The 14,467-nt window shown below is 69.2% G+C and carries 10 protein-coding genes; 6 read left to right on the top strand and 4 right to left on the bottom strand.

Annotated elements, in window-relative coordinates:
• Window positions 1-32: 32 nt before the first annotated feature.
• Complete coding sequence (locus ACFULV_RS33835; RefSeq protein ID WP_378663975.1) at window positions 33-3,170, bottom strand: GNAT family N-acetyltransferase; 3,138 nt, start codon at window positions 3,168-3,170, stop codon at window positions 33-35.
• On the bottom strand, window positions 3,163-4,404 hold the full coding sequence (locus ACFULV_RS33840) for an acetoin utilization protein AcuC (RefSeq protein ID WP_378663978.1): 1,242 nt from the start codon (window positions 4,402-4,404) through the stop codon (window positions 3,163-3,165). Before ACFULV_RS33840 ends, ACFULV_RS33835 begins: the two co-directional genes overlap by 8 nt.
• Window positions 4,405-4,533: 129 nt before the next feature.
• Between ACFULV_RS33840 and ACFULV_RS33845 the strand changes: the two genes are divergently transcribed.
• Complete coding sequence (locus ACFULV_RS33845; protein WP_056815561.1) at window positions 4,534-5,220, top strand: metal-dependent transcriptional regulator; 687 nt, start codon at window positions 4,534-4,536, stop codon at window positions 5,218-5,220.
• Window positions 5,221-5,223: 3 nt separating this feature from the next.
• Window positions 5,224-6,204: a UDP-glucose 4-epimerase GalE gene (galE, locus tag ACFULV_RS33850; protein WP_378626657.1), complete on the top strand. Its 981-nt coding sequence runs from the start codon at window positions 5,224-5,226 to the stop codon at window positions 6,202-6,204.
• Between the two features lie 10 nt (window positions 6,205-6,214).
• Here galE and ACFULV_RS33855 read toward each other — a convergent pair whose 3' ends face one another.
• Together ACFULV_RS33855 and ACFULV_RS33860 are read right to left on the bottom strand one after the other, a co-directional pair.
• Entirely contained in the window at window positions 6,215-7,381 is a 1,167-nt protein-coding gene (locus tag ACFULV_RS33855) for a DUF4192 domain-containing protein (RefSeq protein WP_378663981.1), read from the bottom strand.
• Between the two features lie 144 nt (window positions 7,382-7,525).
• Window positions 7,526-8,248, bottom strand: coding sequence for a sensor domain-containing protein (locus tag ACFULV_RS33860; RefSeq protein ID WP_378663984.1), 723 nt, complete (start codon window positions 8,246-8,248; stop codon window positions 7,526-7,528).
• 233 nt (window positions 8,249-8,481) lie between these two features.
• Here ACFULV_RS33860 and ACFULV_RS33865 point away from each other — a divergent pair, with 233 nt between their 5' ends.
• The 4 genes from ACFULV_RS33865 (at window position 8,482) to speD (ending at window position 14,427) form a co-directional block, all read left to right on the top strand.
• Window positions 8,482-9,426, top strand: coding sequence for a PAC2 family protein (locus tag ACFULV_RS33865; RefSeq protein ID WP_378663987.1), 945 nt, complete (start codon window positions 8,482-8,484; stop codon window positions 9,424-9,426).
• 81 nt (window positions 9,427-9,507) lie between these two features.
• Complete coding sequence (locus tag ACFULV_RS33870) at window positions 9,508-12,006, top strand: DEAD/DEAH box helicase (RefSeq protein WP_378663989.1); 2,499 nt, start codon at window positions 9,508-9,510, stop codon at window positions 12,004-12,006.
• 103 nt (window positions 12,007-12,109) lie between these two features.
• The gene (locus ACFULV_RS33875; protein WP_378626650.1) at window positions 12,110-13,213 is read left to right on the top strand and encodes a type III PLP-dependent enzyme; all 1,104 of its coding nucleotides are present in this window, start codon (window positions 12,110-12,112) and stop codon (window positions 13,211-13,213) included.
• Window positions 13,214-13,221: 8 nt separating this feature from the next.
• On the top strand, window positions 13,222-14,427 hold the full coding sequence (gene speD / locus ACFULV_RS33880; protein ID WP_378626649.1) for an adenosylmethionine decarboxylase: 1,206 nt from the start codon (window positions 13,222-13,224) through the stop codon (window positions 14,425-14,427).
• Window positions 14,428-14,467: the final 40 nt, after the last annotated feature.

Below are 14,467 nucleotides of genomic sequence, written 5' to 3' on the forward strand. Positions count from 1 at the left end.
TTGTTCGTTGCACCGGACCCACCGGCCACCGTTCAGGCCAGCCGACGGGGGCCGGTGTCGAAGCGGCTCGGTTCGGGACCGATGCGCGCTCGGGCGTAGATGATCTCCGCCGAGGCCGAGGCGGCCAGTACGGGGTCGCAGGAGAGTTCGCGCATCTGGGGGATGTCGTCGAACAGGGCCGAGATGCGTTGAGCCAGTTCGGCCAGCGCGGCTTTGTCCACCCCCACTCTGCCCGGCCCGTCCGACAGCAGCGGCGCCGCGCGTGGTGCGTCGATGAGCGCGGTCGCTTCCTCCTCGGTCAGCGGCAGCGCGCGGTAGGCACGGTCGCCGAGCAGGTCGATGATCATGCCGGACAGGCCGAACTGGATGACCGACCCGAACGAGGGGTCGTCGGTGACGCGCAGTACGCAGCCGACACCCTTGGTCGCCATCTTCTGCACGTGCAGCAGCGGATCGCCGCAGATCTCGACCAGGTCGGTGTAGGCCTGCCGGACCGCCTCCGGTCCCCACAGATCCAGACGCACGCCGATCAGATCGGGTCGGCGCCGCCACAGCTCCCCCGTGGCCTTCGCCGCGACCGGATAACCGAGTTCCTCGGCCGCGGCGACCGCCTGGTCGGCATCGCGGACAGCCCGGAACTCGACCACGTCGATGCCGTAGCACCCGAGTAGCAGCACCGCCTCCTCGTCGGTGAGCCACCGCCCGCCCGACTCGGCGAGCCAGCCCTCCACCAGTGCCGCCGCGGCCGCGGTGTCGATTCCGGGCGGACGCACCACCGGCGAGATCGGCCGATCCCGCCAGCGCGCGTACCGATCCACCCTGGCCAGCGCTCGCGCGGCTCGCTCGGGATCCGGGTAGGACGGGATGGACCCGCGCGCCGGCGCGCCCGCGGTGGTACGCACCGCCAACTGTCGCGGAATGCCCGATTCCGCGACGAACGTGGTGAGCACCGGCTTGCCCGGCGCCGCCGCGGCTGCCGCCCGCAATGCGTCCCCGAAGCCCTCCATCGGCACCGGAACAGGCGGGGCGACCACGACGATCACCGCGTCGACCTCCTCGCTGCGCAGCGCAGCCAGGACCGCTTCCCGGAAGTCGGCCGGTGTCGCCTCCGGCCCGAGATCCACCGGACCGTCCACGATCGCACTGTCCGCGCTCCGCGCGGTCGGGCCGAGGTCGCCCTCGGTGTGGCTGGTCGGCCCGGCACTGTCTGCGGCCCGGTGAGCCGGCCCGGCACTGTCGATGGTCCGATCGGACGACCCGGCGCTACCTCTGGCCCGGTCGGGCGGCCCGGCACTACCTCTGGTCCGGTCGGGCCGCCCGGCGCTACCTGTGGTCCGGTCGGGCGGAGCGGCGCTACCTCTGGTCCGGTCGGCTGCGCCGGAGATGTCCCCTGCCCGGTCAGCCCCGGAATCGGCCGGGCCCCGGCTACCCCGTCGGGCACCGCGCAATCCCCACGCCGACCGCCCGGCACGCTCCGCGGCTCGCTCGGTGCGCTCGTCCGGCCGAGCGTTCCGCGGGTCCGGCTCCAGCGGTCGCGCAGCCTGCACACCGCGTTCGGTGGGCCTGGCTCCGGGACCTCGGTCGACCGCGGTGACGGGCCGGTGCACCCGCAGCCCTTCGCTGCGGGCGGCGTCGATGGCCAGCCAGTTCAGCGCGGCGCTGTTACCGACCACCGCGACCCGGGGGCCCTTCGGTAGCGGCTGACAGGCCAGCAGGGCGGCACAGTCGAACAGTTCGGAGATGGAGTCGACCTGGATGATCCCGGCTTGACCGAAGAGGTCGCGGACCACGATGCGGTCCATGTCGGCGCCGGCCGCGAGGCGACCGCTGCTCACCGCGACGATCGGTTTGCCGCGGGCCACCCGGCGTGCCAGCCGGGAGAACTTGCGTGGGTTACCGAAGCTCTCCAGGTACAGCAGGATCACCTCGGTATCGGCGGCGGTGTCCCAGTACTGGAGCAGGTCGTTGCCCGAGACGTCGGCCCGGTTTCCCGCCGAGACGAACGTCGACAGGCCGAGGTTACGGGCCGCGGCCTCGCCGAGGATCGCCGCACCGAGGGGGCCGGATTGGCAGAAGAAGCCGATCCGCCCGCGCTGGGGTAGCACCGGGGCCAGAGTCGCGTTGAGCCCGACCGCGGGATCGGTGTTGGCGATGCCGAGCGCGCTGGGTCCGACCACGCGCATTCCATGCCCGCGCGCCGCGGCGACCAGGTCGTGTTCAGCGGCCAGCCCGGCTGCTCCGGTCTCGCCGAAGCCCGCGGTCAACACGACAAGGCCCTTGACCCCCTTGGCCATGCAGTCGTCCAGGACCGCCCCGATCGCCGCGGGTGGCACCGCCACCACCGCCAGGTCCACCTCGTCGGGGATCTCGCTCACCGCGGCGTAGGCGCGCACGCCACGGACCGAGCGCCGGTGCAGGTTCACCGGAAACACGGGTCCGCTGAAACCGCCTGCCAGCAGATTCGCGAATACCGCGCCGCCGACCCGGGTCTGTTCCGGTGAGGCACCGATCACCGCGACCGAACCGGGTGCGAGCAGATTGCCGACACTGCGTGCTTCCGAGGCCGCCTCCCGCGAATCCCGCACGGTGCGCAGCGCTTCGGTGGGGTCGATGGCGAATTCGAGGTGTACCTCGGAACCGTCACGACTGCGCTGCAGTTGGTAGCCGGCCTCACGGAAGACCGTGATCATCGCCTCGTTCTCGGCCAGCACCTCGGCGACGAAGGCGATCACCTCGTTCTCGGCGGCGGCACCGGCTAGGTGTTCGAGCAACACCGAGCCGAGCCCACGCCCCTGGTGCTCGTCGGCGACCACGAACGCCACCTCGGCCGCGCGTGGGCCCGGCCGGGCGAGCAGTTCGTAGCGAGCCACGCCGATGATCGCCGTGCCGAGCACCGCGACGAGACCGACCCGATCGCGGTAGTCGACGTGGGTGGTGCGGTACATGTCCTTCGGCGAGATCTGCGGGTACGGACCGAAATAGCGCAGATACCGGGTGCGATCGGACAGGCGGGTGTGAAAGGCCGCGAGCGCGTCGGCGTCGGCGGGCACGATCGGGCGCACCCGGACCACGCCACCGTCGGCGGCGAGCACATCGCCGTACCAATGTTGGGGCGGCGCAGGCGGATTCGCGGGCGTGTCGGAGGTGTCGGGGAGCAGTGGCTCAGTCACGGGGATCCTCCGGATCGAGCCCGAGCAGGCCGAAACTCGCCCGCCGGGTGGCCGTGATGGCGGTGTCGACCGCACGCTGCGCACGGATCTGGCCCGCGTCACCGATCTCGGGTGTGCCGCCGGGGCCGTCCCAGGCCCGATAGGCGGTGTCGCCTCCGTCACCCATGGTCGTCGGTGGTTGCACGCGCGGCGCGGTCGCGCGCACCTGGTCGATCCAGTCGGCGGGCACCGGCGTTTCGGGGGCGAGCGGCCGGTCGAGTGCCGCGGCGAGCAGGTGGGTCCAGGCGCGCGGCACCACCCGCACCACGCCGTATCCGCCACCGCCGATGGCCAGCCACCGCCCTTCGGCGTATTCGTCGGCGAGATCGCGCATCGCGAGGAAGGCCGCGCGCTGACCGTCGACGGTGAGTTCCAGATCGGCCAGCGGGTCTTCGCGATGGGTGTCGACACCGCACTGGCTGATGATGATGTGCGGGCGGAACGCGGCGACCGCACCGGGTACCACCGCGTGAAATCCCCTCAGCCACTGAGCGTCCCGGGTGCCCGGCATCAGCGGCAGATTGATCGAGGTACCTTCGGCCGCCCCGACCCCGGTCTCTTCTGGCCAGCCGGTATTGGGCCACAACGTCGCCGGATGCTGGTGTATCGACACCGTGAGCACCCGCGGATCGGCGTAGAAGGCGCGTTGCACACCGTCGCCGTGATGGACGTCGACATCTAGGTAGGCGATGCGGTCGAAGCCGTGGTCGAGCAGCCACGAGATGGCGATCGCGGCATCGTTGTAGACGCAGAACCCCGCTGCCGAATCCGGCATGGCGTGGTGCATTCCACCGCCGATGCTCACAGCCCGCCGGGTACGGCCCGCCGCGATCTCCCTGGCGGCGGCGAGAGTGCCGCCGACGATCACCGACGCCGCCTCGTGCATCTGCGGGAACACCGGATTGTCGGCGGTTCCGAGCCCGTAGAGGACATCCTCGGGCGTCGGCGGCCCCTGTCCGGCCCGGCGCACCGCCTCGATGTAGGCGCTGCTGTGGACCCGCATCAGGTCGGCCTGGGTGGCCGCGTCGGGTGCCAACGGTTCGACACCATCGAGAAGACCTAGGCTTTCGGCCAGCGACATGGTGTATTGCAGGCGCGCCGGCTTCATCGGATGCTCCGGACTCCAGGTGTAGCCGAGGAATCGCTCGGTCCACACGACGGTCCCACTGGTTTCGCTGCGCGGCGACGTGACCATGGTCGCCACGCTAGCCGGAAGCAGCGGCCCCCGTGCGGCGTTGACATGCAGTAGAAATAGGGCCGCTGGTCCGACGGGCGGACCGGCGTTCGCGCGTGGGTAGAATTCGTGCTGACGAAGGGGTATCAGGTGAAGGATCTGGTCGACACCACGGAGATGTATCTCCGTACCATCTACGACCTCGAGGAAGAGGGCGTGGTGCCGTTGCGGGCACGCATCGCCGAACGCCTCGAGCAGAGTGGTCCGACGGTGAGCCAGACGGTCGCGCGGATGGAGCGCGACGGCCTGTTGCTCGTCGCGGGCGATCGCCATCTCGAGCTCACCGACAAGGGCCGTTCCATGGCCGTCTCGGTGATGCGCAAGCACCGGCTCGCCGAGCGGTTGCTGGTCGACATCATCGGTCTGGACTGGGAGAACGTCCACGCCGAGGCGTGTCGCTGGGAGCACGTGATGAGCGAGGAGGTGGAGCGGCGCCTGATCGAGGTGCTCAACCACCCGACCACCTCGCCCTACGGCAACCCGATTCCCGGCCTGGACGAACTCGGTCTCGCCGACGCTCCCGCCGCCGAGGAGAAGCTGATCCGGCTCTCCGATCTGCCCAACGGCGCGCTGCACGCGGTGGTCGTGCGCAGGCTGGCCGAACACATCCAGACCGACCCGGAGGTCATCGGGCGGCTGCGTGAGGCGGGCGTGGTGCCCGACGCACGCGTTACCGTGGAGACCAAGCCGGGTGCGGTACTGATCACGGTGCCGGGCCACAACGGTTTCGAACTGTCCGAAGAGATGGCGCATGCCGTCCAGGTGAGGCTGGTCTGATTCGTGAAACTTCTTGTCACCGGCGGCGCCGGCTACGTGGGTGGCGGTTGCGCCGCCGTGCTGCTCGAAGAGGGCCACGAGGTGGTCGTGGTCGATGACCTCTCGACCGGTAACGCCGACGGTGTGCCGGCCGGTGCCCGGTTCGTCGACGGTGATATCGCTGTCGCCGCCCCCGATCTGCTGCGTGCCGAATCCTTCGACGGTGTTCTGCATTTCGCGGCGCAGTCGCTGGTCGGCGAGTCGGTGGAGCAGCCCGAGAAGTACTGGCACGGCAACGTCGTGAAGACGCTGACGCTGCTCGAGGCGATCCGTGAGACCGGAACCCCCCGCCTGGTGTTCTCCTCCACCGCCGCGGTGTACGGCGAGCCCGAGCAGGTCCCGATCACCGAGGCCTCGCCCACTCGCCCCACCAATCCCTACGGCGCCAGCAAGCTGGCCATCGATCACGCCATCACCTCCTACGCGGTGGCCCACGATCTGGCCGCGACCAGCCTGCGCTATTTCAACGTGGCGGGCGCCTATGCCGGGCTCGGCGAGAACCGGGTGGTGGAAACACATCTGATCCCCCTCGTGTTGCAGGTGGCGCTGGGTCACCGCAAGGCCATTTCGGTGTACGGCACCGACTGGCCGACGCCGGACGGTACGTGCGTGCGTGACTACATCCACATCCGCGACCTGGCGCAGGCGCATCTGCTCGCGCTGTCGTCGTCGCAGCCGGGCACGCACCGGATCTGCAACCTGGGTTCGGGCACGGGTTTCTCGGTGCGCGAAGTGATCTCGGCGTGCGAGCGGGTCACCGGTCTGCCGATCGAGACGATCGACGCGCCGCGCCGCGCGGGTGATCCGGCCGTATTGATCGCCTCCAGTGATCGCGCGGTCGCCGAACTGGGCTGGCGACCCGAGCACAACGACCTCGACGAGATCGTCTCCGACGCCTGGGATTTCCTGCGTTCCCTCGGCACGAAGGCCCACAGCGCTCGCTGACCTTCCTGACTCACCGGGTGATCGGGCCGATGTCGACCCCGAGATCGGCGGCGATCTGGTGACCACACAGCGCGAGTCTGCGCAGCCGTTCGGGCCGCAGTCCGGTCTGTAGCGAGGTCTCCAGCAGCACCGCCATCGCGTGCTCGGCGTCGGCCTCGACGGCGGCGGCGATCGCGACGCCGGCGAACGGTCCGTCGCCGCGCAGGTAGGCACTGAAGCCGAGCAGGGCCGCTGCTTCGGCGCGGTCGGTACCGGGTGTCGCCCTGGCCAACTGCGCCCACAGCCGCTCGGCGGCCTCGGCGTGATCGCCGACCGCGAGGCCGTACACGGCGTCGCGGATCGGCCGGTCACGCAGGGTCGCGGCCAGTCGCGCGAGTTCGCGCGCGGCACGCGGTGCGCCGGACGCGGTGTCGGCGATCTGCCACAGCACCCATTCCAGTGCCCGCCGCTGGTAGGCCAGGGCGTCACCGGCGCGCGTCGCCGCCGCCAGCCCACCCCGGTAGCGCGCGTCCGCGGGCCCGAGCTGAGCGCGCACGCGCGCGCTCAGCAGCTCGTCGGGAACCATCAGCGCCGTCATCTCCTGACGCGAGCCGCGAATCTGCTTGCCTTCCAGCACATGTGACACGGCGACGATCGAGGACGACGGATCGGCGACCAGGCCGGTCCCGACCAGGCCGAACACACTGCGGTAGCGTTCGCCCGCCGCGATCGCGGGCACCGACCAGGCACCGCGGACCGCGATCCCGTCCTCGGTCAGTACGTCGATCAATTCGGCCGCGCGCAGAACTTCCTCGCTCTCGAACTCGGCACGGTCCTCGACGAAGACGGCGAGCACCCCGGTCGCCTCTTCGCGCAGGCAGATCGATGCCAGGCAGGCGGTGAACTGGTCGAGCAGCCGGATGTCGGTGGCCACGTCGAGGTCGAAGCGCACCACCGCCTCGATTGCCTCGGCCGCACCGCCCGCCACCTCGTGCAGCACGGCAACGACGAGGGACCGTTCGGGGACGAAGCCGAGCATCGCGGGCAGGGCGGCGATCAGCTCACCGGGTTCGTCGACCCGCAGCGGTGGGCGCGGCGGCCCGCCGGGATAGCGGGGAGTGGATTCGGCGCAGCCGAGTGCGCGGGGAAACGGGCCGAAGCGCTTGACCCGGCGGGTGGGGTTCGTCGAAGGCGTCATGGCTCCACGGTGCCCGCCTGCTCGCCCGCACCGGGTGCACCGACCTGGGCTTTCATCCGCCCTGTGCGTAGCGCCGAAGCTGTGGAGCAACCCCGGTCCCGGCCGTGCACTGCGGGCGAACTTGTCACCGCCTGGTGGTAGGCGCTAGCTACCGCGTACGGCGGCGGCGGTGGTGGCGAACATCTCGTCCACTGCGGCCGTATCCGGTTGTCCCGCACCGAAGGTCATCGACGTCACCGTGATGCGCACGTCGCCGATCTGCCCGATCGAGGTCTGCATCGTCTGCGTCAGCCCCGCACCGCCGACTTCGGGAACCACGGTGCGCCGCAACGCTATCGCGTCGTCGGTACCGGTCGGCGTGGTCCGGTCGAGCGCTGTCGTGACAGTGGACCCCGCACCCGCCCGCCGAACCTGGATCAGCCCGCACTCACCGAGTCGGTCGCGCAGCGACGATACCGGTTCGGCGCTACGCGACAACTCGACGGTCAGGGTGGCCCGGCTCGCGTCATCGGTCCCGACCGCCACCGCCGCGGGCTCCCCGCCGGGCTCGGCCTCGGCCGGCGTGCATTTCGCCGGGCTGACGGTCGCGCCCGCCCCTACTCCGTCGAGATCGGCCGCGGCCGCCGTCGCCGCCTGGGCAGGCAGCACGACCGCCGGATACCGGGCCGGAAACCGCGACGGCGCGGGCAGCAGCTCGGCCAGCGAACCATCGATCTGCCGCACCGCTACCGCGCTCTCGGCGACCGGTGTCCCGCTGACGCTCTGCCCACACCCGGTGAGAGCGAGCGACACGGCCACCAACCCCAGCCACCAGCGGCGCAGGCCCGGATCACCCGCGCGGATCGGTGTCGCCTGCGCCACGTTCACACCGTCCACTGTGCCCCACCGCCTCGATCGGCCCGGTCGCGCCACGCCGGACGGGATGCGCGGCACAGCCCGGTCCCCCGCGGCGGGCGGGAATGCGCGAGGTGTCCATGCTGTTGCCTAACAGGACGAGCCGTCCCCGGCCGTGTGTGATGGCACTGCTCGCGTGGGGGACAATGGAGATCCGCTTCCCCACCCCGCGAGCGATGGTGGACCGCGCAGGAAGGAGAAACGCGATGGATGACCAGTCGCACATGTACGAACTGGAGTTTCCGGCGCCGCAGTTGTCCTCGGACGACGGTGCGGGCCCCGTGCTGGTGCACGGTCTGGAAGGTTTCACCGACGCCGGACACGCCGTGCGTCTGGCGACGACCCATCTGCGCGAGAGCCTCGAATCGGAACTGGTCGCGTCCTTCGACGTCGACGAGTTGCTCGATTACCGGTCGCGCCGCCCGCTGATGACGTTCAAGACCGATCATTTCGCCGACTACGCGGAACCGGAACTGAACCTGTGGGCTCTGCGCGACACCGCGGGGACCCCGTTCCTGCTGCTCTCGGGCCTGGAACCGGACCTGCGCTGGGAGAAGTTCACCACCGCGGTGCGGCTGCTGGCCGAACAGCTGGGCGTGCGCCGCACGATCGGCCTGTCGGCGATTCCGATGGCGATCCCGCACACCCGTCCGCTCGGTGTGACCGCGCATTCCTCGGATCGTTCGCTGATCGGCGAGCACCAGCGCTGGCCGGGCGAGTTGCAGGTGCCGGGCAGCGCGTCGTCGCTGCTCGAGTACCGGATGGCGCAGCACGGCCACGAATCGCTCGGATTCTCGGTGCACGTGCCGCACTACCTGGCCCAGACCGACTACCCCGAGGCCGCGCAGACGCTGCTGGAGAACTTCGCCGACAACGCCGGCCTGGATCTGCCGCTCTCGGCACTGGGTGAGGCGGCCGCGCGGGTGCGTGAGCAGGTCGCCGAGCACATCGCGGGCAACGAGGAGGTGGAGACGGTCGTCACAGCACTGGAACGCCAGTACGACAGTTTCGTCACCGCGCAGGAGCGCCAGTCCAGCCTGCTCGCCGCCGACGGCGAACTCCCCAGCGGTGAGGAGCTCGGGGCGGAGTTCGAGCGCTTCCTGGCCGAGCAGGGTGGGTACGACGACACCTCCGGCGACGGCGCGGACTGACCCGCACACCCACTGGGTGTAGCTGCGCTTTCGCTGCGGCCGACGAGGGCTTCGACCGCTGCGCAGACTAGGGTGGTCGGAGTGGATCTGACCGACCTACTGGAAATTCCCGGGACCGACGCCGACGCGCTCTACGAGTCGTTCGCGGCGTGGGCTGCCGAGCAGGGCACAACCCTGTATCCAGCGCAGGACGAGGCGCTGATGGAGTTGGCGTCGGGGTCCAATGTCATTCTGGCGACGCCGACCGGCTCCGGAAAGTCTCTGGTGGCGGTCGGCGCGCACCTGTTCGCCATGGCCAACGGGCAGCGCAGCTACTACACCGCGCCGATCAAGGCGCTGGTCAGCGAGAAGTTCTTCGCGCTGTGTGAGGTGTTCGGCGCGGAGAACGTCGGCATGGTGACCGGTGACGCGGCGGTCAACGCCGACGCCCCGATCATCTGCGCCACGGCGGAGATCCTGGCGAACCTGGCGTTGCGCGAGGGCGCGGCGGCCGAGGTCGGCCAGATCGTGATGGACGAGTTCCATTTCTACGCCGACCCCGACCGCGGCTGGGCGTGGCAGGTGCCGATCATCGAACTCCCCCGCGCCCAATTCCTGCTGATGTCGGCGACATTGGGCGAAGTGGACTTCTTCGCCGCCGATCTCGAGGCGCGCACCGGCCGCTCGACCACGGTGGTCGCGGGCACCGAACGTCCTGTCCCACTGACGTTCTCGTACGTGCGCACCCCGATCACCGAGACTCTCGAAGAACTGGTGACCACCCACCAGGCGCCGGTCTACGTCGTGCACTTCACCCAGGCCGCCGCGCTCGAACGCGCGCAGGCGCTGACGAGCGTGAATTTCGCCTCCCGGGCCGAGAAGGACGCGATCGCCACCGCCATCGGCGATTTCCGGTTCGCATCGGGCTTCGGCAAGACGCTGTCGCGGCTGATCCGTCACGGCATCGGTGTGCACCACGCGGGCATGCTGCCCAAATATCGCCGCCTCGTGGAGAAGCTCGCTCAGGACGGGCTGCTGAAAGTGGTGTGCGGCACCGACACCCTCGGCGTCGGCATCAACGTCCCGATCCGCACCGTGCTGCTCACCGGTCTCACCAAGTACGACGGGGTGCGCACCCGCAGGCTCAAAGCGCGTGAGTTCCATCAGATCGCCGGGCGCGCGGGTCGCGCGGGCTACGACACCATGGGCACTGTGGTGGTGCAGGCTCCCGAGCACGAGGTCGAGAACACCCGCCTCATCGCCAAGGCGGGCGACGATCCGAAGAAGCAGCGAAAAGTGGTGCGCCGCAAGCCCCCGGAGGGTTTCGTCTCGTGGAGCGAGGAGACCTTCGACCGGCTGATCGCCGCCCCGCCCGAGCCGATGGTGTCGCGCTTCGCGGTGACGAACTCGATGTTGCTCAATGTGATCGCCCGCCCGGGCAACTGCTTCTACGCGATGCGTCACCTGCTCGAGGACAACCACGAGCCGCGTCCCGCGCAACGCAAGCACATCCTGCGAGCGCTGCGCCTGTACCGGTCGCTGCGCGATGCCGGTGTGGTGCAACAACTTTCCGAGCCCGACGCGAAGGGCAGGATGGCGCGGCTGACCGTCGACCTGCAACGCGATTTCGCGCTGGACCAACCACTGTCACCGTTCGCGCTGGCCGCGTTCGACCTTCTCGATCGCGAAAGCCCCACCTACACACTCGACGTCGTCTCCCTGATCGAGGCCACCCTCGAGGACCCGCGCCAGCTGCTGATGGCCCAGCAGCACAAGGCCCGTGGTGTCGCCGTCAACGAAATGAAGGCCGACGGTATCGAATACGAGGAGCGGATGGAGCTCCTGGAGGAAGTCACCTGGCCCAAACCCCTGGCCGAGCTGATCGATCCGATGTTCGAGACCTACCGAGCCGGCCACCCCTGGGTGTCGGAATTCGCGCCGTCACCGAAGTCGGTGGTGCGCGACATGATCGAACGCGCGATGACCTTCGCCGAACTGATCTCGCACTACGAACTGACCCGCTCCGAAGGCGTCGTGCTGCGTTACCTCGCCGACGCCTACCGTGCTCTGCGCCGCACCGTGCCCGACGCCGCCCGCACCGAGGATCTCGACGACCTCACCGAATGGCTCGGCGAACTCATCCGCCAGGTCGACTCGAGCCTGCTCGACGAGTGGGAACAGCTCACCAACCCCGGCGCCGAGAACGACGCCCAGCAGATAGCCTTCGGCGCCGAAACGGTGCGCCCGATCACCGCCAACGAACGCGCCTTCCGGATCATGGTGCGCAACGCCATGTTCCGCCGGGTGGAGCTGGCGTCGCGACAGCGTTGGTACGAACTCGATCAACTCGGCACCGGCCCCGATTGGGCCGAGGACTTCGCCCCCTATTTCGACGAGTACGCCACGATCGGCACCGGCCCCGACGCGCGCGGCCCACAGCTGTTCGGGATCGAGCAGCGGCCCGGTTTCTGGCATGTCCGCCAGGTGATCGACGACCCCGCGGGTGATCACGGCTGGGCGCTCACGGCGATCGTGGATCTCGAGGAATCCGACGCCGCGGGCGAGGTCGTGTTCGACGAGGTCACAGTCACGGCAGGATGAGTAATACCTGTTGCCTATGACGTATATGACGAATGTTTGACGGATTCGTTGTTGGGTAGGCGCCGCTGATAGTCTCTCCCGGCTGCCGACCGAAAGTTCACCTGTGCCCGAATCCCCGTACCTTGTCATCGACCCCGAGCGGGTACGTGCCAACTACCGAACCCTCGACGCCGCCGTCGCTGTCGGCACCCGGATCAGGTACGCGGTCAAGGCGGCGCCGGTGGCGGAACTGATCACCCTGCTCGACGACGAGGGCGCCGAATTCGACGTCGCCAGTATCGGCGAGATCGACCAGTGCCTCGACCTCGGCGTCGCGCCCGAGCGGCTCTGCTACGGCAACCCGATCAAGAAGAGCGCCCACATCGCGCGCGCCTTCGCCCTCGGGGTGCGCCGCTACGCCTTCGACACCGAGGACGACCTCGACCGTATCGCCGAGCACGCGCCCGGCTCCGAGGTCGAGTGCCGGTTCCTGTCCTCGGCCCCCGAATCACGGACCCCGTTCGGCACCAAGTTCGGGTGCGCGCCCGCCGAAGCCCTGCGGCTGCTGGTGCGCGCCCGGGATCTGGGCCTGCGGGTCGGCGGCCCCTATTTCCACGTCGGCTCCCAGCAGCTCGACCCCGCCGCATGGCGGATCGGCATCGAGCAGGCGGGTGCGATCGTCACGGCGCTGGCGGACAAGGACATTCACGTCACGGCGGTCAATGTGGGCGGCGGTCTGCCGATCTCCTACGTCGACGCCGCCCCCGAACTCGACGCGATCGCGGCCGCCATCTCCGGCGCCGCCGCCGAGTTCCTGCCCGCGGCCATCGGCCTGATCGTGGAACCCGGCCGTGCGCTGGTGGGTAACGCGGGCACTGTGCACGCCGAGGTCGTCGGCGTGCGATTCGCGCCGGATGGCCGGCGCTGGGTGTATCTCGACATCGGCCGATACAACGGTATGGCCGAGACCGAGAACGAGTACATCGCCTACCGTTTCGTCACCGATCGCGACGGCGATCCGGTGTCGGAGGCGGTGGTCGCGGGTCCGACCTGCGACGGCGACGATGTACTGTATCAACGCACGAAGGTCCTTCTGCCGACCACGTTGCGAGCCGGTGACCGGATTCAGATCCTGCACACCGGCGCCTATACCGCGAGTTATTCGTCGGTGTCCTTCAATGGTTTTCCGCCCTTGACCGTTCATGTCTCGGGCGCTGAGCGAGAGTGAGTTTGCCCATGACGGCGGAATTCACCGGTTGGCACGTGCTGGCCGAGTTCGGTGGCGTCGACACAGCCCTGTGTGACGATCTCGAACGACTCGAATCGGCGTTGCGTGAGTCTCTGATCGCGGCGGGCGTCACCATCTGCGAAGTCGTTCACAAAAAGTTCGATCCGCAGGGGGTGACCGTCCTCGCGCTGTTGTCGGAGTCTCACGCCTCGATTCACACTTATCCGGAGTCCGGCGACATCTTCGTCGACGTCTTCACCTGCGGCAGCATCGGTGCGGGCGCGACGAAAGCTGTCGAGCTGCTCCGAGACAAGTTGTCCCCCACCACAGTTCGGATGCAGACGGTCCAGCGTGGCCACGGCGCCGAGAAGATCTACGAACCGGTGGGCGACGGCCTGACCCGGATCTGGGATCTGCACGAGGTGATCGTGGATACGAACACCCCGTTCCAGCACATGGTGATCGCGCGGACCGATCAGGGGATCTCCCTGTTCTCCGACGACGATCGTCAGTCCACCGAGTTCTCCCAGGTCACCTACCACGAGGCCATGATGGTCCCGGCGTTCGTGCTGGCGGAGAAGCTCGACCGGGTGCTGATCATCGGGTCCGGTGAGGGTGTGGCCTCGCAGATGTCGGTGGCGGCCGGGGCGACCCTGGTCGACCATGTCGACATCGATCAGCGCGAAGTGGAGCTGTGTGCCGAGCACCTGCCCTACGGCTACACCACCGAAGAGCTGACCGCCGCAGTCGAGCACGAGGGCCCGGTGCACGTGCACTACGCCGACGGCTGGGACTTCCTGGCGAACGCGCAGGAGGCGGGCACCCGCTACGACGTGATCGTGATCGATCTGCCCGACGAGCGCGTCGAGGACGCCCAGCACAACCGACTCTACGAGTCGGAGTTCCTGTCCCGATGTAAGGCGCTGCTCGCCCCCGGCGGCGTGCTGTCGGCGCAGGCCGGCTGCGCGACCATGTGGCGCAACGAGACGCTGAAGCGTTCGTGGGGTCGTTTTCACGAGCAGTTCGCCACCGTGGTCCCCTACGGCAGCGACGAGCACGAATGGACCTTCCTGTTCGGCCTGAACGAGAAGATCGACGACCCGGTTCGCGGCATGCGTGACCGGCTGGCCCTGCTCCCCTACCGCGCCGAGACGATCGACGCGCGGGCCCTGGAGCGCGGCGCGGTCGAGCCGTACGCCCTGCGCGACCGGTAGGAAAACCACCGACAGCGGGCCGCGACGCAGTATGCGTCGC

Origin of the sequence: Nocardia sp. NPDC057272 (genome assembly GCF_042668615.1) — a bacterium.
Classification (GTDB): Bacteria; Actinomycetota; Actinomycetes; order Mycobacteriales; family Mycobacteriaceae; genus Nocardia.

Bases quoted from the DNA above. Each gene is read 5' to 3' on its own strand.
- ACFULV_RS33840 (WP_378663978.1), bottom strand. From the start codon at position 4,404: ATGGTCACGTCGCCGCGCAGCGAAACCAGTGGGACCGTCGTGTGGACC.
- ACFULV_RS33855 (WP_378663981.1), bottom strand. From the start codon at position 7,381: ATGACGCCTTCGACGAACCCCACCCGCCGGGTCAAGCGCTTCGGCCCG.
- ACFULV_RS33865 (WP_378663987.1), top strand. From the start codon at position 8,482: ATGGATGACCAGTCGCACATGTACGAACTGGAGTTTCCGGCGCCGCAG.
- speD (WP_378626649.1), top strand. From the start codon at position 13,222: ATGACGGCGGAATTCACCGGTTGGCACGTGCTGGCCGAGTTCGGTGGC.